Here is an 18,404-nt window from a genome sequence, read left to right on the forward strand (position 1 = left end):
ATGACCGGACCTTTACGCGGCGCCCTGCGAGTGGTGGGAGTCGGCCCCGGCGACCCGGAGCTGATGACCCTGAAGGCCGCCCGCATCCTGGGCGCCGCCGACGTGGTGGCCTTCTTCGCCAAGGCGGGCCGGCCGGGCCATGCGCGGCGCATCGTCGAAGGCGCCCTGAACCCGGCCGCCGAACAGCTACGGCTGGAATATCCGTTCACCACGGAGGTGGACCTGGGCGACCCGCGCTACCTCGCCGAGATGGGCGAGTTCTACGAGCGCTGCGCCGACCTCCTGGCCCAGCGGCTCGACCGCGGCTGCGAGGTGGCGCTGCTGAGCGAGGGCGATCCCTTCTTCTACGGCTCGTCCATGTACCTGTTCGACCGGTTGGCGCGGGACTATCCCAACGAGGTGGTGCCCGGCGTCACCGGCATGAGCGGCTGCTGGGCCCAGGCCCGACTGCCGATCTGCCATGGCGACGATGTCTTCTGCGTCCTGCCCGGCACGCTCGACGAGGAGACGCTCACCGCGAGGCTGCGCGGCGCCGACGCCGCCGTGATCATGAAGGTCGGGCGCAACCTGCCGAAGATCCGTCGCGCCCTGGAGGCCGCCGACCTTCTGACCCGCGCCGTCTTCGTCGAGCGCGGCACCATGGGCGACGAGCGGATCACCCCGCTCGCGGAGCTAACGGAGGGGCCCGCCCCCTACTTCTCGCTCGTTTTGGTCCCCGGCCGGCAGAGGGCGCGATGAGCGGCCGGCTGTTCATCGTCGGCCTCGGCCCAGGCGACGCCTCGCTGCTGACGCCGCGCGCCGCCGAAGCCCTCGCCCAGGCGACCGACGTCCTGGGCTACGGGCCCTATGTCGCTCGCGTTCCCGAGCGCTCCGGACTGACCCGCCACCTGACCGACAACCGCGAGGAGCTGACCCGCGCCCGCCACGCCCTGGAGATCGCCGCCGCGGGCCGCATCGCGGCGGTGGTCTCGTCCGGCGATCCCGGCGTCTTCGCCATGGCCAGCGCGGTCTTCGAGGCGATCGAGGCGGGCGATCCGGTCTGGCGGGAGATCGAGGTCGAGGTGATCCCCGGCGTCTCGGCCATGTTCGCCGCCGCCGCCAGACTCGGCGCGCCCCTGGGCCACGACTTCTGCGCCCTCTCGCTGTCGGACAATCTGAAGCCCTGGGACGTCGTGCTCGACCGGCTGACGGCGGCAGCGCGGGCCGGCTTCGTCGTCGCCCTCTACAACCCGATCTCCAAGGCCCGTCCCTGGCAGCTGGGCGCCGCCTTCGAACGGCTGCGCGAGATCCTGCCGCCGCAGACGCCGATCGCCTTCGCGCGCGCCGTGAGCCGGGCCGACGAGCGGATCCTGACGACGGATCTGGCGAACGCTCGGCCGGAAGACGCCGACATGAGCACCCTGGTGCTGGTCGGCTCGGCCCAGACCCGGCGGATCGAGCGGCCGGACGGCCGCAGCTGGCTCTACACCCGTAGAAGCCTGGAGGCCGCCTCGTGACGCGCCTCCAGCCAGGCCAGGGCTTCTGGCCCATCGACGGCATGCTGGACGTCCAGTCCGCTGAGATCTGGGGCGAGCGGCCGCTCGACCAGGATCACCGGCAGGCTGAGCGCGCGGGCGGCGGCGAGCTTGGCGGCGGTGTCGCCGCCGCCGGAGTTCTTGGTCACCACGACCTCGATCCGGCGCGCCTCGAGCAGGCGCCGTTCGCAGGCCTCGCCGAACGGCGGGCGGGCGGTGATCACCTGGGCGCGCGGCGGCAGGCCCTCGGCCGGCGGGGCGTCGATGCTGCGGATCAGGTAGTCGTGCTGCGGCGCCTCGACGAAGGGCGCCAGGTCCTTCCGCCCGACGGTGAGCAGCACCCGGCGCGGCGCCTGGCCGAGCGCCTGCGCGGCCTGCGCCATGTCCGCGACGCCGGTCCAGCTGTCGCCCTCGACCGGCGACCAGGCCGGGCGCTCGACGATCAGCATCGGGGTTCCGGTGCGCCGCGCCGCTTCGACGGCGTTGCGGCGCATCTGGGCGGCGAACGGATGGGTGGCGCAGACCAAGAGGTCGGCGCCGGGGTCCCCCAGCCATCGGGCCAGACTTTCCACCCCGCCGAAACCGCCGATGCGATGCGGGATGGGCGGCAGGACCGGCGCCTTGGTGCGCCCGGCCAGCGACAGCACCGGCGCGAATCGGTCGTCGTCCGCCAGCAACCGCGCCAGGGCCGAGGCTTCGGCCGAACCGCCGAGGATCAGGACGCGCAGCGGAGCCATGGGCGGGCGGGAGGTCTCGGATGACGGGATCGGCGGCGAACGCGCCTTGGCTCGCCATAGTGGGGATCGGGGAAGACGGTGTCGAGGGCCTGGGCGAGGCCGCGCGCGCCCTGGTCCGCGGGGCCGAACTGGTGGTCGGCGGCGAACGCCACCTCGCCCTGGCGGCCCCGCTGATCCGCGGCGAGACCCTCGCCTGGCCGAGCCCGCTCAGCGACGCCGTCCCGCAGATCCTTGGCCAGCGCGGCCAACCGACCGTTGTGCTCGCGTCCGGCGATCCGTTCTGCTTCGGCGTCGGCGCCCTGCTCGCCCGCCATGTCGCCGAGACGGAGCGGCTCTGCCTGCCCGCGCCCTCGGCCTTCGCGCTCGCTTGCGCGCGTTTGGGCTGGTCGGCGCAGGAGAGCTCGCAGGTTTCGCTGTGCGGCCGGCCGCTGGAACCGCTCGCGCCGCTGCTGCAGCCCGGCCGCCGCCTGATGGTCCTGAGCGCCGACGAGTCCACGCCCGCGGCGCTCGCCGCCTATCTCGCCGAGCGCGGCTTTGGGCCCTCGCGGCTGCATGTGCTCGAAGCGCTCGGCGGACCGCACGAACGGCGGCGCGCGACGACGGCGGCGGCGTTCGACCTGGCCGACATCCAGCCGCTCAACCTGGTCGCCGTCGAGGTTGCGGCCGGGCCCGGCGCCCGCATCATTCCGCTGGCCTGCGGCCTGCCGGACGAGGCCTTCGAGCATGACGGCCTGATCACCAAGCGCGAGATCCGCGCCGTGACCCTGTCGGCGATGGCGCCCTGCGCCGGGGAGCTGTTGTGGGACGTCGGCGGCGGCTCCGGCTCGATCGCCATCGAGTGGATGCTGCGCCATCCGGACAACCGGGCCATCATGCTGGAGCCGAAGGCGGATCGGGCGGCGCGGGCGGCGCGCAACGCCTGCCAGTTCGGAGTCTCGGCCCTGCGCATCGTCCCCGACGCGGCGCCCGAAGGCCTGACCGGCCTGCCGACGCCGGACGCCGTCTTCCTCGGCGGCGGCGCCAGCGACCCGGCGGTGATCGAGGCGGCCTGGACGGCGCTCCGCTCGGGCGGCCGACTGGTGGCCAACGCTGTCACCGTCGAGACCGAGGCGGCCCTGCTGCAGGCTCGCGCCCGGCTCGGCGGTGGAATGACCCGGCTGTCGGTCGAGCGGCTGGAGCCGATCGGCGGCATGGAGGGCTTCCGGCCGGCGCGGACCGTCACCCAATGGACGGCGGTGAAGCCATGATCGTCGCCGGCGTAGGCTTCAGCTCGCAATGCAGCGCCGAGGAGCTGGCGGATCTGGTCCGCCGCGCCCAAACGACTGCAGGCCTCGATGCGAGAGCGCTCGCGACGGCGGCGTGGAAGGCCGACGCCGCCAGCCTCAAGGCCGCGGCCGACATCCTCGCCCTGCCCATCCTCGCCGTCGAACGCGCCCAACTTGCGGCCGCGGACAGCTGCGTCCTCACCGAGTCCGCGGCCTCGCGGACAGCCGCCGACGTAGGCTCGGTCGCCGAGGCCGCCGCCCTGGCCGCCGCCGGCCCCCGCGCGCGGCTGCTCTTGCCCCGCATCGCCTCCGCCCACGCCACCTGCGCCCTGTCTCAAGGAGAGCCCTCATGACTGTGCATTTCATCGGCGCCGGCCCAGGGGCCGCCGACCTCATCACCCTGCGCGGCCGCGACCTGCTGGCGCGCTGCCCGGTCTGCCTCTACGCCGGCTCGATCGTGCCGCCGGAGCTGCTCGCCCATTGCGGGCCGGACGCGCGGCTGGTCGACACCGCGCCGCTGACGCTGGACGAGATCGAGGCCGAGTACGCCCAGGCCCACGCCGCCGGCCAGGACGTCGCGAGGCTGCATTCCGGCGACCTGTCGATCTGGAGCGCGGTCGCCGAGCAGATCCGCCGGCTGGAGCGGCTGGGCATTCCCTACACACTCACCCCCGGCGTCCCGGCCTTCGCCGCCGCCGCCGCCGCGCTCGGCCGCGAGCTGACGGTCCCGGAGGTCGCCCAGAGCGTAGTGCTGACGCGGTTTTCCGGCCGAGCCTCGAAGATGCCGGCCAGCGAGACCCTGGAGGCCTTCGGCGCGACCGGCGCGACGCTCGCCATCCACCTGGCGATCCACGCCCTGGCCGAGGTGGCCGAACGACTCTTGCCCTTCTATGGCGCGGATTGCCCCGCCGCCGTGGTGGTCCGCGCCAGCTGGCCGGACGAGCGAGTGATCCGCGCCCCGCTGGGGGGCCTCGTCGCCGCCCTGGCCGCCGAGCCGGTGGAGCGCACGGCGCTGATCCTGGTGGGCCCGGCCCTGGGCGCGACCGACTTCCGTGAAAGCGCCCTCTACCAGAAGGGCTACGACCGCCGGTTCCGCTCGGAGGCTCAGGCGTGAGCGCTGCGCGCCACCAGGGCGCCATGGCGGTCGAAGATCAGCACCTCGAGGTCGACGTCCGCGCCGCGCAGGACCTCCGCCGCCACCGTGCGGGCTTGTCCGGCGACCACCTCGCCCAGGGCGAAGCCCTGCTCGCGGGCGAGGTCGAAACATTCGGCGACGGTGTTCGCGCCGCCGAAGCGCTCGGTCAGCGCGGCTGGCGCGCCGGCCGCGGCCGCGACGCTGGCCAGGGCCGCAAGGTCGGCCGAGCCGCGCTTGGAATGCAGATCGAGGCGGCCCTGGGCCAGCTTGGTGATCTTGGCCACGCCGCCGGCGATGCTGACCCGCGCGATGGGATGGTCGCGCAGGTGTTTGAGCATGCCGCCGACGAAGTCGCCCATGTCGATCAGGGCGATCTCCGGCAGGTTGTAGAGCGCCTGGACGGCGGCTTCGGAGGTGCGCCCGGTGGCGCCCGCGACATGGGTGAGACCCGCCGCCCGCGCCACATCGATCCCGTTGCGGATGCCATAGATCCAGGCGGAGCAGGAATAGGGCACCACGACGCCGGTCGTGCCCAGGATCGACAGGCCGCCGACAATGCCCAGCCGACCGTTCAGCGTCCGTTCGGCGATCACCTCGCCGCCGGGGATGGAGACCTCGACCACCACGTCGCCGAGCGCGCCGGCTGCCGCCGCGACCTCGCTGATAGCCTGGGCGATCATCTGCCGGGGCATGGGATTGATCGCCGGCTCCCCCGGCGGCAGCGGCAGCCCAGGCCGGGTCACCACGCCGACGCCCGGGCCGGCGCGGAAGCTGACGCCACTGCCCGGCGCACCCAGACTGACCGTCGCGCGCACCAGGGCGCCGTGGGTGACGTCGGGATCATCCCCGGCGTCCTTGACCACGCCTGCGCTGGCGGCGCCGTCGCCGCGCGCCGTTTCGGCGAGCGTGAAGCCGACGCGATGGCCGCCGGGCAGGGTGATCTCCACCGGATCTGGGAAGTCGCCCGTCAGGAGCGCGGCATAGGCGGCCTTGGCCGCCGCGGTCGCGCACGCGCCGGTCGTCCAGCCTCTGCGCAGCGGCCCGTCATTCGCCATCCGACGGCCTATATCGCCGGGGCCGGTCCCTGTCAGGGGGCAAAGCCATGACCGCTCGCGGCCTGATCATCGGCGCGCCCCGGTCCGGATCGGGGAAGACCACCCTCACCCTGGCCATGCTGGCGGCCTTCCGCCGCCGCGGCGTGGCGATCCGGGCGGCGAAGTCCGGCCCCGACTACATCGATCCGGCCTTCCACGCCGCAGCCACCGGCGCGCCCAGCCTGAACCTGGACAGCTGGGCGATGAGCCCGGCCCAGCTCGGCGCCCTGGCGGCGGAAGCCACGGCGGACAGCGAGCTGCTGATCGTGGAATCGGCCATGGGCCTGTTCGACGGGGTGGCGGTGGAGCCCGGGCGCTCGGGCGCCGGCGCAGACCTCGCCGCCTCGCTCGGCCTGCCGGTCCTGCTGGTGCTCGACATCTCCGGCCAGTCGCAGACCGCCGCGGCGGTGGCGCGCGGCTTCGTCGGCCACGCCCCGGGCGTAGAGATCGCCGGGGTGGTGCTCAACCGCCTCGCCAGCGAACGGCACCGGTCCGGGATCGTCCAGGCGATGGAGGCGATCGGCCTGCCGGTGCTGGGGGCGGTCCCGCGCGACGAGCGCTACGCCGTTCCGGAGCGGCACCTGGGTCTCGTCCAGGCGGACGAGCATCCTGCCCTGCGCGAACACCTGGAACGCCTCGCCGACCTCGCCGAGGCGCATCTGGACCTCGACGGGATCGCGCGTCTCGCCACCGCGCCTGCGCTCGCCACGGCGCCCGCGTCCGAGCCTCCGCTCCCGCCGCCCGGCCAACGCATCGCGCTGGCCCGCGACGCCGCCTTCAGCTTCATCTATCCGCACCACCTTCAGGGCTGGCGGCGCGCCGGCGCCGAGATCCACACCTTCTCGCCGCTGGCCGACGAGCCGCCGCCGGAGGCCTGCGACGTCTGCTGGGTGCCGGGGGGCTATCCCGAGCTGCATGCCGGGGCGCTGGCGGCAGCCACACGGTTCAAGGCCGGCCTGGCGCGGTTCGCCGACACCCGCCCGGTGCACGGCGAGTGCGGCGGCTACATGGCGCTGGGCGAGGGCCTGGAAGACGCCGCCGGCGCGCGCCACGAGATGGCCGGTCTGCTCAGCCACTCGACCTCGTTCGCGCGGCGCAAGATGAACCTCGGCTACCGCCGCGCCCAGCTGCTGGCGCCGGCCCCGATCGGCGCAGCCGGCGAGGTCCTCCGCGGGCACGAGTTCCACTACGCCAGCCTGATTGATCCGGGCCGCGACACGGCCCTGGTCCGGCTGAGCGACGCCCAGGGCCGCGATCTGGGGTCCGCCGGCGGCCAGCGCGGCCGGGTCACCGGCGCCTTCTTCCACGCCATCGCCGCGGAAGGCGGCGCCCCGGAGGTCTCCCATGGCTGAATCCACCCCTCGCCCGGGAGAGCTCCGGCGCAAGATCCTCGTGCTCTACGCCGGCCTGATCGCGGCGAACCTGGCGGCCTGGGCCGCCGCCCTCATGCTGTTGCACGACCAGCCGCTGCTGCTCGGGACTGCGGTGCTGGCCTATGGCTTCGGCCTGCGGCACGCGGTCGACGCCGACCACATCGCCGCCATCGACAACGTCACGCGCAAGCTGATGCAGGACGGACGCCGGCCGGTCACCGTCGGCCTGTTCTTCGCGCTCGGCCATTCGAGCGTGGTCTTCGTCGCCTCGGTGCTGGTGGCGCTCACGGCCGGCGCGCTCGCCCATATCGAAGGGCTGAAGACCGTCATGGGGACCGTCTCCACGGTGATTTCCGCCAGTTTCCTGTTCGCCATCGCCATCACCAACCTCTGCATCCTGCGGGGGCTCCTGCGGAGCTGGCGGCGCCTGAAGTCCGGAGCGCTGGACGCCGACGCCGCTCCGGTCGCGATGACGTCCGGATTCCTCGGCCGGCTCCTGCGGCCGATGTTCGCCATGATCACCTCGAGCTGGCAGATGGCCCCCCTGGGCCTGCTCTTCGGCCTGGGCTTCGAGACGGCGACCGAGGTGAGCGTCATGGGGCTGGCCGCCAGCCAGGCCGCCGCCGGCGCGCCCCTGGCCGTGGCGCTGGTCTTCCCGGTGCTCTTCGCCGCGGGCATGTCCCTGGTCGACGCGACCGATGGCGTTCTGATGGTCGGCGCCTACCAGTGGGCGTTCGTCGAACCGCAGCGCAAGCTCGCCTACAACCTTGTCATCACCCTGGTCTCTTCGGGCGTCGCCCTGCTGATCGGCGCGGTGCAGACCGCCGGACTGATCTCGGAACGCCTGCATCTGCACGGGAGCGGCTGGTCGGTCGCAGACCGCATCGGCGAGCATTTCAACCTGCTCGGGTGGATCATCATCGGCCTGCTGGCCGGCGGCTGGTTGGCGTCCTTGGCTGTCGCTCGGCTACGTGCACTCGCCGCGACAACGCCCGCAGAGCTCTAGCCGCGCTCGCGCGATCAAGATGTCGGTCGGAGATCGCTTGGCGCTCCGGCCGACGCAGCACCGACTGCCGGATGCACGCGACCTTTTTCGCGCTGCGCCCTTCCTGGATCATCCCGTCCACGAGCCGCTGGGCGGTGAGCAGCCCGGCCCGGCCTGACAGCTGGGCTCGCCCGACGAATACCTCCATTCACAACTTAGACACCACGACAAGGGGGTCTGTTAAAATATCAGAGACCGTGTTTTTCTTGTCTCACTGGTTCTGGTTCTTGCACGGAATTGATCTCGCAGTTGCGAGTTCGAGGTTAAGATGGCTCGTCTCCAACGGTTATTAACATTTGTTCTCGCTGGACTTACCGGATCGGTTGCATTTGCTTCGGCCCCAGCCGTAGCGGTTGATTCTCATCCTACGCCCCGCGCCATCGAGGAGACCTCGATCGAGCAGGGACCATCGGTGACGATCGCGCGTCGCCTGGTGCAGGCGGCAGGCTCCTTCGAGCGCTACGTCCGAAACACCACCGCCATCAGCCCGGATTTCGATGACGCCGCGAGGGTGTCTGCTGCGGTGATGGCGAGCGCCAGCTACGAGCCCCGGCAGTTGGAGGAAGGCGCCGTGGCGTACGCCGCGATGGTGGCGCTGCAAGAGCCGACGTTCGCAAGGGGCCTGTCGAGCCTGGCGAAGGACCCTTCCGCGAGCGCCGCCTTTGTCGAGCGTTTGAAAAGCGCGCCGGAACAGATTCTCGAGGCGCCCGGAGCCTGGCAGGCGGCGGGCCTGGCTTCCGCCGCCCTGGACGATATGGGCTCCGACCTCCTCGAACGTGGTCATGCGGTGAAGCAGGCGGCCTACACCATCCAGCGCCAGCCCTGGTCTCAGCAGCCGGTGGATGAGCCTGCCGCGCGCCTGTCGCGGGTGAAGGCGCGCTCGCAAGCGCCGGGGACGCTGACGGATGCGGAGACGCAGCGTTTGTTGGCGAAGGTGGTGGCCTATCGCAGCGCCTCCGGCGTGGCGCCGCAGCCCGCCCCCGCGCCGGCGATCGTTCGCGGCCTGGCGCTCGCCGCGGCGGCGATGCTGGGTCAGGCGGGCGAGCAAGGCGCCGACGCTCTGGGGCCGCTGTTGACCGATCTTGGCGCTCGCGGGTGCCTGAAAATGGCCAAGCTGAACCTGCACCAATGCCTCGCCGTCGCGGGCCCTCAATACGAGGACGTGTTCTGCGCCGGCGAACACGCCATGGCCGACACCGGGCAGTGCATCGTCAATGCGGCGCGCGGCCAAACTGCGCGCGGCGCGCCAACGCCTGTCGCCCAGCCGCGCGCCGCAATGGCGGTGTCCGTCCCCGTAGCGCTGGGCGCTGAGGCGCAGACGGCTTACGGCGCGCGCCCTTCCGCTGACACCTCAGGGATCAACGTGAGCGACACCGTCGAATAGCCTGCGGAGCAATGCGCGTCATCGAAGGCGGCTGAAGCAGGAAGTCGCCGGCGGCGGCGCCCTGCACGACCCCATTGGTGGAGCGGTTCGCCGCGATCGCCTGATCCCGGCAAGCCCCAGGGGATTGCGCGGCTTCGGACCCATACAAGCAGCTTTTTTGAGCACTTGCTCCGAACAGTTGTGTCCGAGCACTATGCAATCGTCGCAGGAGTCGCGGGATGCCGAACGAAATTCGAACGAGCCCCTCCCGCCGCCGGATCCGCGCCGTCAGCCGGTGCAAGGCGAGAGACCAAGAACTCGACCAAAGCGACCTGAATCCGGTCGGAGCCGGTACGACCAGCAGCTGTCGAGCCGCTGCCGGCCCGCAGCATATTGTCAACTAATCTGACGACATGACGGGCGGAGACCCGTAACCTCGCGGGGGGATTGATCTTGAAGTCCAGCGGCGCATCCTTGCCGGTGATCGCGTGCCTAGCGTGCGTGAGCGCCCTTGTCACGGCGACCTCTTGCCCGGCGCAAGGGGCTGCATCGGCCAGCCTTTCCAAGATGTCGATCGAACAACTGGCCGGCATCCAGGTCACCTCGGTCTCGAAGAGATCCGAACCCCTCGGCCAAGCGGCGTCCGCGATCTATGTGATCACGCGCGACCAGATCCTGAGATCCGGCGCTGTGACCGTCCCGGAGATCCTGCGTCTCGCTCCGAACCTTCAAGTCTATCAGACCAGCGCCAGCCGATACGTCATCACCTCTCGCGGCCTCAACGGCAGCCAGGCCGCTCAGAATTTCTCCAACAAGCTGCTCGTGCTGATCGACGGTCGCACCGTCTACTCACCGCTCTTTTCGGGCGTGTACTGGGACATGCAGGACGTCCTTGCCCAGGACATCGAGCGTATCGAGGTCGTCAGCGGACCTGGGGCGGCACTTTGGGGCGCCAACGCCGTCAATGGCGTGATCAATATCACCACGCGCGACTCGGCCGACACCCAGGGCGGCGTGGTCACCGCCTCGGTCGGCGATCAGCAGCGCAGCGCCAGCCTACGGTTCGGGGGCAGGATTTCCGAGGCGCTGACCTATCGTCTGTATGCAAAGACCGTTGCTGAAGACGACACCTACACCGCAGCGGGCGCTCGGGCGCATGACCATTGGTCCAAGCCGCAGGCCGGGTTTCGCCTGGATTGGACCCCCACGCGGGCGGACACCATCACCCTTCAAGGCGACGGATATAAGGGCTTCGAAGCCCAGGCGGGCCTTCCGGCGCAGGATATCAACGGCGGCAATCTCCTGGGTCGCTGGAGCCGGGCTTGGGAAGATGGCTCAGCGTTTCAACTGCAGGGATATTACGACCACGCGGAACGCGGTGACGAGGCCTCCGGATCCGGCTTCCGCGTCGACACCTACGACGTCGACGTGCAGCACAGCTTCTCGCTGGGCGAGCGGCAGCAGATCGTGGCCGGCGGCGGCTACCGGCTCAGCCGCTATCGTATCGATGGAAGCGCCACGCTGCTGTTTTCGCCGCCCGGCCGCGACCTGAAGCTGTTCAACGCCTTCGTCCAGGACAGCGTCACGCTGGGTCCGCGAACCACCTTGGTGCTTGGGCTGAAGGTCGAGGACGACCCCTATATCAAGCCGCAGCTGCTGCCGACCGCCCGGCTGGCCTGGACCCCCGGCGAGAGGTTGACCCTTTGGGGCGCGGTGTCTCGCGCCATCCGATCGCCGACGCCGTTTGACCGCGATGTCGTCGAAATAGCGTTCGGCGGGCCCTTCCTGGTCGGCGATTCAAACTTCCGGAGCGAGACGCTCACCGCCTACGAGCTGGGCGCCAAGATCAAGCCGACGCCGAAGGCGTCGCTGGTGATCAACAGCTATTACAACACCTACGACGACCTTCGGAGCATCGAGCTCACGCCCGTCGTGTTCCTGCCGCTGCGCTGGGGAAATCTCCTTAAGGGACACGCCTACGGGGTCGAGGCTTGGGGCGATTATCAGGTCGCTCCCTGGTGGCGGCTCTCGGCCGGGTTCAATTACCTCGACCAGAAGTTCAAGTTCCAGCCGGGGGCCAGCGGTCTTGTGGGCCTGAGCCAGGTCGCCAACGATCCGAAATACCAGGCGTCGCTCAAGTCCGCCCTGGACCTGGGCGACCGCGTGACCCTGGATGCGGCGTTGCGCTATGTCAGCGCCCTGCCCGAGCCCCGGATCCCCAGCTACGTCGAGCTGAACGGACGCCTGGCCTGGAACGTCACCGATCAAGTCCAGCTGGCTCTCTCGGGCCGCAACCTCCTGCACGCCAAGCACACAGAGTACGAAGACGGCGCCCAGATCCCGCGAAGCGTCTTCGTTGACGTCCAATGGCGCTTCTGAGACACGGCAAAGCCGTCGGCGGGATCGGGCCCTGGAAAGCGAGGGGCCGGGGCGCTGCGACGTGCGCCATGCTCGCGCTGGCGATCTGGACGAGTTCATCGCGCACCAGCCGGGCGCAGGACGCCTCGCTGGAATACGCCGTCAAAGCCAACTTCCTCTTCAAGTTCGGCCCATTCGTGGAGTGGCCGCCGCGGGTCTTCGCCTCGGCGACGGCCCCCTTCAACATCTGTGTCGTAGGGCAGGATCCGTTCGGACCTGCTTTGGACGACGCAGTCCGTAGTCAGACCATCGATGGCCATCCCATCGCCGTGCGCCGCCTGCGCACCGTATCGGCGGAGCCGCCCTGCCATGTGCTCTACGTAGGCAGGTCTCCTGACCAGAAGCCGTCGGACATCCTGCGGATCGTGCGCGGCGCCCCGGTGCTCACCGTCACCGACGAGGGCGTCGGCACAGGCGGCGGAATCGTGCATTTCGTACTACGCCAGGGTCGCGTCCGTTTCGGGGTGAATTCGGGATCGGCGCAGACCAGCGGCCTGACCATCAGCTCCAAGCTCCTTGGCCTGGCGGTGCCTGTGCGAACGGCCGGCGGATGACCATGGCGGCGCTCCTCGACCGCATCAGCCGCAAGATCACCCTGAGCCCGACAGTCGCCATCGGGGTCGCTGCGGCGCTGCTCATCCTCAGCCTCGCGCTGGGGATCTACAACGCGCGCGCCGGTCGGGCGGAAGGCGCGCGACAGGCGCAGGTCCAGGCCGACATCCTCGCCGCCAGCGTCGCCGGGGCCCTTGCGTTCGAAGATCGGACCGCCACGCAGGAGTACGTCAATGCGCTTCGCGCCAATCCGGCCGTGGAGGCCGCCGGCGCGTACGACGGAAGCGGCCAGCTCGCTGCGGGCTTCCAACGCGCCGGACCGCCGCTCCCGTCCCTCGGCGGAGTGCGGTCGCCGGTGTTCGACCAGCAGCGCCTGAGCGTCACGGCGCCGGTCACCCAGGGGACCACCCGGCTGGGCTCGGTTTTTCTGCGCCTCTCGACCGAGACATGGGCCAGGCGCGCGATCCGCTATGTGGGCATCGCCGCCGTCATTGTCATGGCCTCGCTCCTCGTGGCCGTGCTCGGCGCCTCCCACGCACGGCTGAGGGAAGCGCACGGCAAGCTGCAGCGAGAGATCAAGGAGCGTCAGAAGGTCGAAGACGCCCTTCGCCAGTCTCAGAAGATGGAGGCCATGGGCCAGCTGACCGGCGGCGTCGCCCACGACTTCAACAACCTGCTCATGGTGGCCTCCAGCGGCCTCGATCTCATGGACCGCACCTCCGACCCGGTTCGCCGTGATCGCCTGAAGCAGGGCATCCGCCAGGCCATCGACCGGGGCGCAAGCCTTACCCAACAGCTCCTCGCGTTCGCCCGCCGGGCGCCGGTTCGCCCGGAAGTGATCAATCTGCACACGCGCCTAACGGGTATGCGCGACCTGCTGGACCGGTCGCTCCGAGAGGACGTCACGGTCGATATCCAGCCTGCGCCCGACCTCTGGCCCGTCGAAGTCGACCCGTCGGCGCTTGAGCTGGCGATCCTCAATACGGCCATCAATGCACGCGATGCGATGCCCTCGGGCGGCGCCATCACCATCAAGGCCGTCAACATCCCCGCTGAAGCGAGCCGGGCGGCGGCCGACGTGGTCTGCATCTGCATCATCGATACAGGCGTCGGGGTCGCCCCAGACCTTGTCGAGCGGGTGTTTGAGCCCTTCTTCACAACGAAGGGCGTGGGCCAAGGAACCGGATTGGGTCTCAGCCAGGTCTATGGATTTGCGCGCTCGTCAGGCGGCGAGGTCGAGTTTCAAAGCGAGCTCGGCAAGGGCTCGACGGTCTGCATTCGCATTCCCCGCTCATTGAAGACGGCGCCTGCTGACGTCCCCGTGCACGCCGTGGTCGATCAACGGGGCGCGCGACGTCGCCGTGTGCTCCTGGTCGAGGACGACGACAACGTCGCCCAGTTGGTGGGCGAGATGCTGGAGGAGCTCGGCTATGGGGCGACGCGTGCATCAGACGCCGCCAGCGCGCTCGAGATCCTCCGCCGGGAGAGCAGCTTCGACCTCGTCTTTTCGGACATGGTGATGCCGGGCGAAATGAACGGTCTGGACCTGGCGGACGAGATTGCAATCCGCCGACCTGGCCTGCCGATCGTCCTGACCACGGGCTATAGCGCGACCGCTACGGCCGCTGCGGCGAAGGGTATTCGACTTCTTGTGAAGCCCTACCGAATAGACGCGCTGGCCACTGAGCTCCAGGCGGCGCTTGTCGGGGAGCCCCTTGGCATGAGGTCCCACTGACGGTCTCGAGTCGGCCCCAACCGAGGGTCGCGCCCACTCGCCTACTCAGACCAGAGCTGCGGTCTCGCGACCGCATGCGGCGTTCAGTGCCGGGCGGCTGTGGAGGTCGTCGGCCTCGGTTTGACGGGGGCGCTTGAAGGCGCGACCGTCCTGCGATCAGCGCGCCTGTCGGCTCGGGCCAACAGCGACGCGATCAGGTCTGTCTCTTCAGTGAAGCTGATAAATTTCGGCTTGCTACGCAACTCAGGCTCCCATGTCCGGCCACGATGGTGAGACAACGGAACGTGCCTCGCGTGGAATGGTCCAAGGCGACCCACCGAACAACTTTACGCTGTGTCAAATGGGTCACGGCTGATGCTCTGTTGAAAAAATACGACTCCCTCACTCCGACAACGATAGGGCGCTTCGTCGCGCCGCTCGGCCCGTCCCTTCCGAAGCGACGCGATGACCGCCCGAAGCCCGAGCCCGACGCGCACATAACAAATGCCTCGGCGCGGAACGCCATCGCTGATCCCTGGTTATCCGGAAACCCCGTCCCCCAAGGCCGAAATGGGCTCGGCGTCCACATGGAGAAACGTCATGCTAAGGACCGCTGTTCTCATGAGTGGCTTGCTTTGCCTGTCGTCGCCCGTCGCGGCCCAGGTCAACTCAGCAGATCTGAAGTGGGGCCCAGCTCCCGCCGTGTTCCCTGCGGGCGCCCAGATGGCGGTGCTGTCGGGTGATCCTCATAAAGCAGGGGTGTTTGTGGTTCGGCTCAAGGTGCCGGCTGGATACAAGGTCCCGGCCCATCACCATCCGACAGATGAATATGTGACCGTCATCTCCGGAGATCTGTCGCTTGGGATGGGCGACAAACTCGATCCGGCCAAGGCCGCCAAGCTGGCCGCAGGGGGCTTTGCGGTGGCGGGCGCCAAGATGAACCACTTCGCCTTCTCCACCGAAGGCGCCGTGGTGCAGGTCTCAGCCGAAGGCCCGTTCGGGATGACCTATGTCAACCCAGCCGACGACCCGACCCGCCAGTAGCGATCAGATCGGTTGACGATTAAAAATCAGCCCTTCGGTCGGAAGCCCTGAGGCGCCTCCACGGCCGGCGTCACGCCCTCACAGCGTCAAATGAGACGCCGGTCATATGGCTCAGCGTGGTTAGCTCGCCGAAAGCGTGAGCGAGTGGGGAAGGCGCCATGGCCTTAGAGTCGCGCAAGCGGTCTGTCGGCATCGGGCGGTGTCAGTAGAGAGACCCGATAGCCTGGTGCGGGAGCGCCGCGATGGCGATCCGCGGCGCGGTCGCCTTCATCTTTGCGACCGGTTTCTGCAGCAGGTCTCCACGGCTCCGGACCGCCCCGCCCTGCTGTTTGACGGCGAGTGGACGGGCTACGGCGCGCTGGAACGACGCTCCCGGGGGCTGGCGCTGGTGCTTGGCCGCGCCGGCTATGGTCCGGGCGCACGCATCGCGGTGCTGGCCGAGCGGCGCCCTGAGGTCGTCTGGTCGATGCTGGCGGTGAGCCGACTGGGCGGCGCCTTCATCGTGCTCGATTCCGCCTATCCCGAGGCGCGGCTGGCGGCCCTGCTTGAGATCTGCCGCCCGCACGCCATCGTCTCAGGCGCCCCGCACCTCGAGCCGATCGCGACCAGGCTGGCGGCCGCGCGCGGCGTTCCGCTCTTCAGCGCCGACGCCCCGGAGGCGGGGCCTGACGCCGAACTTCCAGCGCTCAGTCACGACATCCGCGATCGGCCGGCCTACTTCCTGTTCACGTCCGGAAGCACGGGTGAGCCGAAATGCGTCGCGTGCAGCCATGGGCCGCTCACCCACTTCGTGGACTGGCACGCACGAACCTTCGACCTGACCCCGTCGGATCGGTTCACCATGCTCTCGGGGCTCTCGCACGATCCCTTGCTGCGCGACGTCTTCACGCCGCTTTCGATCGGGGCGAGCCTGGCCATCCCGCAGCAGCACACGCTCACCGACCCGGCCGCGCTCGCGCCCTGGTTCGACGAGGTCGGCGCCACTGTCACCCACCTGACGCCGCAAATGGGCCAAGTCCTCGCCGCCGGACGGAGCAGAACGTCTGCGCTGCCGCGCCTCAGGCGACTGTTCTGGGGCGGCGACAGCCTGCTTCCCGCCCATGTCGAGGCGGTGGCCGCCCTCGCCCCCGAGGCTCGGCATGTGAACTTCTACGGATCGACAGAGACCCCGCAGGCCGCCGCCTTCTTCGAATACGAGGGCGCTGGGCCCTGGCCGACCGTCCCGGTGGGGCGTGGCGCCGAGGGTTTCGAACTGCTCCTGGTCGATGCGGCGCGAGGGTTGCTGCGAGACGGCGATAGCGGCGAGATCGCCGTCCGCTCGGCGCATCTGAGCCTGGGCTATGTACGGGCGGGAGAGGTGGTCGCTCCCAACGATCGCGGCGTCGACGACGAGGGCCGTTCGCACATCTACTACACCGGAGATCAAGGCCGCCGCCTTGCCGACGGCGCGATCCTGATGCTTGGCCGCAAGGACGACCAGGTGAAGGTCCGCGGCCATCGCGTCGACCTGTCCGAAGTGACCGGCGCCCTGCTGGCCCACCCGTGCGTGGAAAGCGGCGTGGCCCTGTCGGTCGGCGAGGGCGCGGAGCTTCGCATCATCGCGTTTGTTCATGCCAGGCCAGGTCCCGCGCGCGGCGATCTGGCGGCCTTCCTTGCAGAACGCCTGCCGCACCCCATGCGGCCCCACGAGATCCAATGGCTGGACGCGATCCCCCTGCTGCCGAACGGGAAGATTGATCGGGCGGCGCTCAAGGGCGCCGTTGCGAGCCCCGACGTCACCTCCGCCGAGATCGCCGCTCCGGCCCATGCGTCAGAGGTCGAAGCCGCCCTGATGACGTCCTGGGCGGCCGTGCTCGGCCGGCGCGACATCAGCCCGCAGGACAGCTTCATCGACCTCGGCGGAGACAGCCTGTCTCACGTCGAGGCCTACCTCGTGCTCGAGGACCTGCTCGGCCAGGCGCCGGCGAACTGGCCTGAGATAAGCATCGCCGACCTTGCGGGTCAGAAAACGCAGGCCGATCCGACCTGGCGCGCCGTCGAAACCTCAATGCTGGTGCGCGCCGTCGCGATCGTGCTGGCGGTCGCGAGCCACGTGGCGCCCGCCCTGGCGCAGACGGGCGCGACCACGGGCCTGTTTCTCGCCTCGGGCTACATCTTCTCCGGACTGAAGCTGGAACAGATGTTCAAGCATCGCACCGGAAAGCCGGTCTTGAAATCGGTCTTGAACGTCGCGCTGCCCACCGCGATCGTCGCCGCCATATTATTCATGGGGCAAGTTTTCAGGAACAGGCCGGCGTCGATATTCTCAATATTGTTTGTGAACGACTATATAGATTATGGATCGCCCTGGATCCGGGCGCTCCAGGGGGACGGTGTTCAGGAGTATTTGTGGTACGTCCACGCGTTCGTGAAGATCCTTCTTTTTGTCTACCTCGCGTATGAGGTGGCGAAGCGGGTCTTCGGCGTGACGCTCGAGAAGCGCCATTTCCTGTGGGGACTTTTCTGGATCGGATGTGCGACGCGGTTCGCCGTCCCCGTCGGGCTCGACCCCGCCGTGCTCCGCGAGGGCCTGCCGGAGGTGTCGGTCCTTCGCTACGCCGCCAGCAGCAATCTGGCGACCTTCGTCCTGGGAGCCCTGCTGGCTGGCGGCCTTTGCGCTCGTGGCAAGTTGATGATGCTCGGCACGACGGCGCTCTTCGCCGCGATGAGCGCCGTCGTTTTCGGTCTTCCGGGCGGCCTCGCCGCGATCGTCTACGGAGCCGCGCTGCTCTATTGCAAGCGGATAAGCCTGCCGAGGTTCATCGCTCCGGTCGTCATGCAGCTTTCAGGCGCCTCCCTCTATATCTACCTGACGCAGTTTATCTTTTTCAAAGTCGCCGGGCGGCTGACGGGCCCGCCCCTCCCCCTCGTGCAAATCGTCCTGGCCGTGGTCGGAGGGGTCGTGGTGTGGCGATGCGCGGCGTGGATCAGCGCCGCCGCCGCGCCGAGGCTCGCTCGCCGCGCCGCCAGTTTTTCGCTGCTGCCAGGCAAGCCCTGAGACGCACGGCTAGGGCCCGTTCGGCTTCAGGTAAACCGTCGCACACAACGGCGGAGCCTAGGGAAATGATGTTGTGGCGCTGCATCGAGGGTGTCAGGCTTCGACATGACCTC

15 protein-coding genes are annotated in these 18,404 nt (G+C 69.5%); 13 read left to right on the plus strand and 2 right to left on the minus strand.

Translation table 11 applies throughout. The features are described 5' to 3' along the window. Together ACSQ2B_RS09325 and cobJ are read left to right on the plus strand one after the other, a co-directional pair. Nucleotides 1-738, plus strand: a complete 738-nt coding sequence (locus ACSQ2B_RS09325) for a precorrin-2 C(20)-methyltransferase (protein ID WP_436049197.1) — start codon at nucleotides 1-3, stop codon at nucleotides 736-738. Further along, entirely contained in the window at nucleotides 735-1,496 is a 762-nt protein-coding gene (gene cobJ / locus ACSQ2B_RS09330) for a precorrin-3B C(17)-methyltransferase (protein WP_436049198.1), read from the plus strand. Before ACSQ2B_RS09325 ends, cobJ begins: the two co-directional genes overlap by 4 nt. On the opposite strand, the gene ACSQ2B_RS09335 is transcribed toward cobJ, so the two are convergent. Continuing rightward, nucleotides 1,463-2,251: a cobalt-precorrin-6A reductase gene (locus ACSQ2B_RS09335; protein WP_436049200.1), complete on the minus strand. Its 789-nt coding sequence runs from the start codon at nucleotides 2,249-2,251 to the stop codon at nucleotides 1,463-1,465. The genes cobJ and ACSQ2B_RS09335 overlap by 34 nt on opposite strands. Before the next feature lie 20 nt (nucleotides 2,252-2,271). Between ACSQ2B_RS09335 and cbiE the strand changes: the two genes are divergently transcribed. From cbiE to cobM, 3 genes are read left to right on the plus strand one after another with little or no spacing between them, the layout of a single operon-like run. Next, nucleotides 2,272-3,498, plus strand: a complete 1,227-nt coding sequence (cbiE, locus tag ACSQ2B_RS09340) for a precorrin-6y C5,15-methyltransferase (decarboxylating) subunit CbiE (protein WP_436049201.1) — start codon at nucleotides 2,272-2,274, stop codon at nucleotides 3,496-3,498. Continuing rightward, nucleotides 3,477-3,869, plus strand: a complete 393-nt coding sequence (locus ACSQ2B_RS09345) for a cobalamin biosynthesis protein (RefSeq protein WP_436049202.1) — start codon at nucleotides 3,477-3,479, stop codon at nucleotides 3,867-3,869. The genes cbiE and ACSQ2B_RS09345 overlap by 22 nt, the downstream gene beginning before the upstream one ends. Then, nucleotides 3,866-4,630, plus strand: a complete 765-nt coding sequence (gene cobM / locus ACSQ2B_RS09350) for a precorrin-4 C(11)-methyltransferase (RefSeq protein ID WP_436049204.1) — start codon at nucleotides 3,866-3,868, stop codon at nucleotides 4,628-4,630. The genes ACSQ2B_RS09345 and cobM overlap by 4 nt, the downstream gene beginning before the upstream one ends. Here the strand turns inward: cobM and ACSQ2B_RS09355 are convergent. After that, entirely contained in the window at nucleotides 4,621-5,706 is a 1,086-nt protein-coding gene (locus tag ACSQ2B_RS09355; protein WP_436049206.1) for a cobalt-precorrin-5B (C(1))-methyltransferase, read from the minus strand. The two genes, cobM and ACSQ2B_RS09355, sit on opposite strands and share 10 nt — an antisense overlap. 47 nt (nucleotides 5,707-5,753) lie before the next feature. Here ACSQ2B_RS09355 and ACSQ2B_RS09360 point away from each other — a divergent pair, with 47 nt between their 5' ends. The 8 genes from ACSQ2B_RS09360 (at nucleotide 5,754) to ACSQ2B_RS09395 (ending at nucleotide 18,291) form a co-directional block, all read left to right on the plus strand. Next, nucleotides 5,754-7,097 (plus strand): cobyrinate a,c-diamide synthase, encoded by a 1,344-nt coding sequence (locus ACSQ2B_RS09360; RefSeq protein WP_436049207.1) that lies wholly within the window; start codon nucleotides 5,754-5,756, stop codon nucleotides 7,095-7,097. Beyond that, nucleotides 7,090-8,124 (plus strand): HoxN/HupN/NixA family nickel/cobalt transporter, encoded by a 1,035-nt coding sequence (locus tag ACSQ2B_RS09365; protein ID WP_436049209.1) that lies wholly within the window; start codon nucleotides 7,090-7,092, stop codon nucleotides 8,122-8,124. The genes ACSQ2B_RS09360 and ACSQ2B_RS09365 overlap by 8 nt, the downstream gene beginning before the upstream one ends. A 451-nt stretch (nucleotides 8,125-8,575) precedes the next feature. Continuing rightward, nucleotides 8,576-9,547, plus strand: a complete 972-nt coding sequence (locus ACSQ2B_RS09370; RefSeq protein WP_436049210.1) for a hypothetical protein — start codon at nucleotides 8,576-8,578, stop codon at nucleotides 9,545-9,547. Between the two features lie 546 nt (nucleotides 9,548-10,093). Beyond that, entirely contained in the window at nucleotides 10,094-11,905 is a 1,812-nt protein-coding gene (locus tag ACSQ2B_RS09375) for a TonB-dependent receptor plug domain-containing protein (protein ID WP_436049211.1), read from the plus strand. 68 nt (nucleotides 11,906-11,973) lie between these two features. After that, on the plus strand, nucleotides 11,974-12,498 hold the full coding sequence (locus tag ACSQ2B_RS09380; protein WP_436049213.1) for a YfiR family protein: 525 nt from the start codon (nucleotides 11,974-11,976) through the stop codon (nucleotides 12,496-12,498). Between the two features lie 2 nt (nucleotides 12,499-12,500). Then, complete coding sequence (locus ACSQ2B_RS09385) at nucleotides 12,501-14,231, plus strand: ATP-binding protein (RefSeq protein ID WP_436049215.1); 1,731 nt, start codon at nucleotides 12,501-12,503, stop codon at nucleotides 14,229-14,231. A gap of 579 nt (nucleotides 14,232-14,810) precedes the next feature. Next, a complete protein-coding gene (locus tag ACSQ2B_RS09390) occupies nucleotides 14,811-15,254 on the plus strand; it encodes a cupin domain-containing protein (RefSeq protein ID WP_436049217.1) in 444 nt (147 codons plus the stop codon). Nucleotides 15,255-15,480: 226 nt separating this feature from the next. Next, nucleotides 15,481-18,291 carry an AMP-binding protein gene (locus ACSQ2B_RS09395; protein WP_436049218.1) on the plus strand — a complete coding sequence of 937 codons (2,811 nt, stop codon included), beginning with the start codon at nucleotides 15,481-15,483 and terminating at the stop codon, nucleotides 18,289-18,291. The last annotated feature ends 113 nt before the right edge of the window (nucleotides 18,292-18,404 follow it).

The sequence above is a fragment of the Phenylobacterium sp. LjRoot225 genome (assembly GCF_964252855.1).
In the GTDB taxonomy this organism is placed as follows: domain Bacteria; phylum Pseudomonadota; class Alphaproteobacteria; order Caulobacterales; family Caulobacteraceae; genus Phenylobacterium.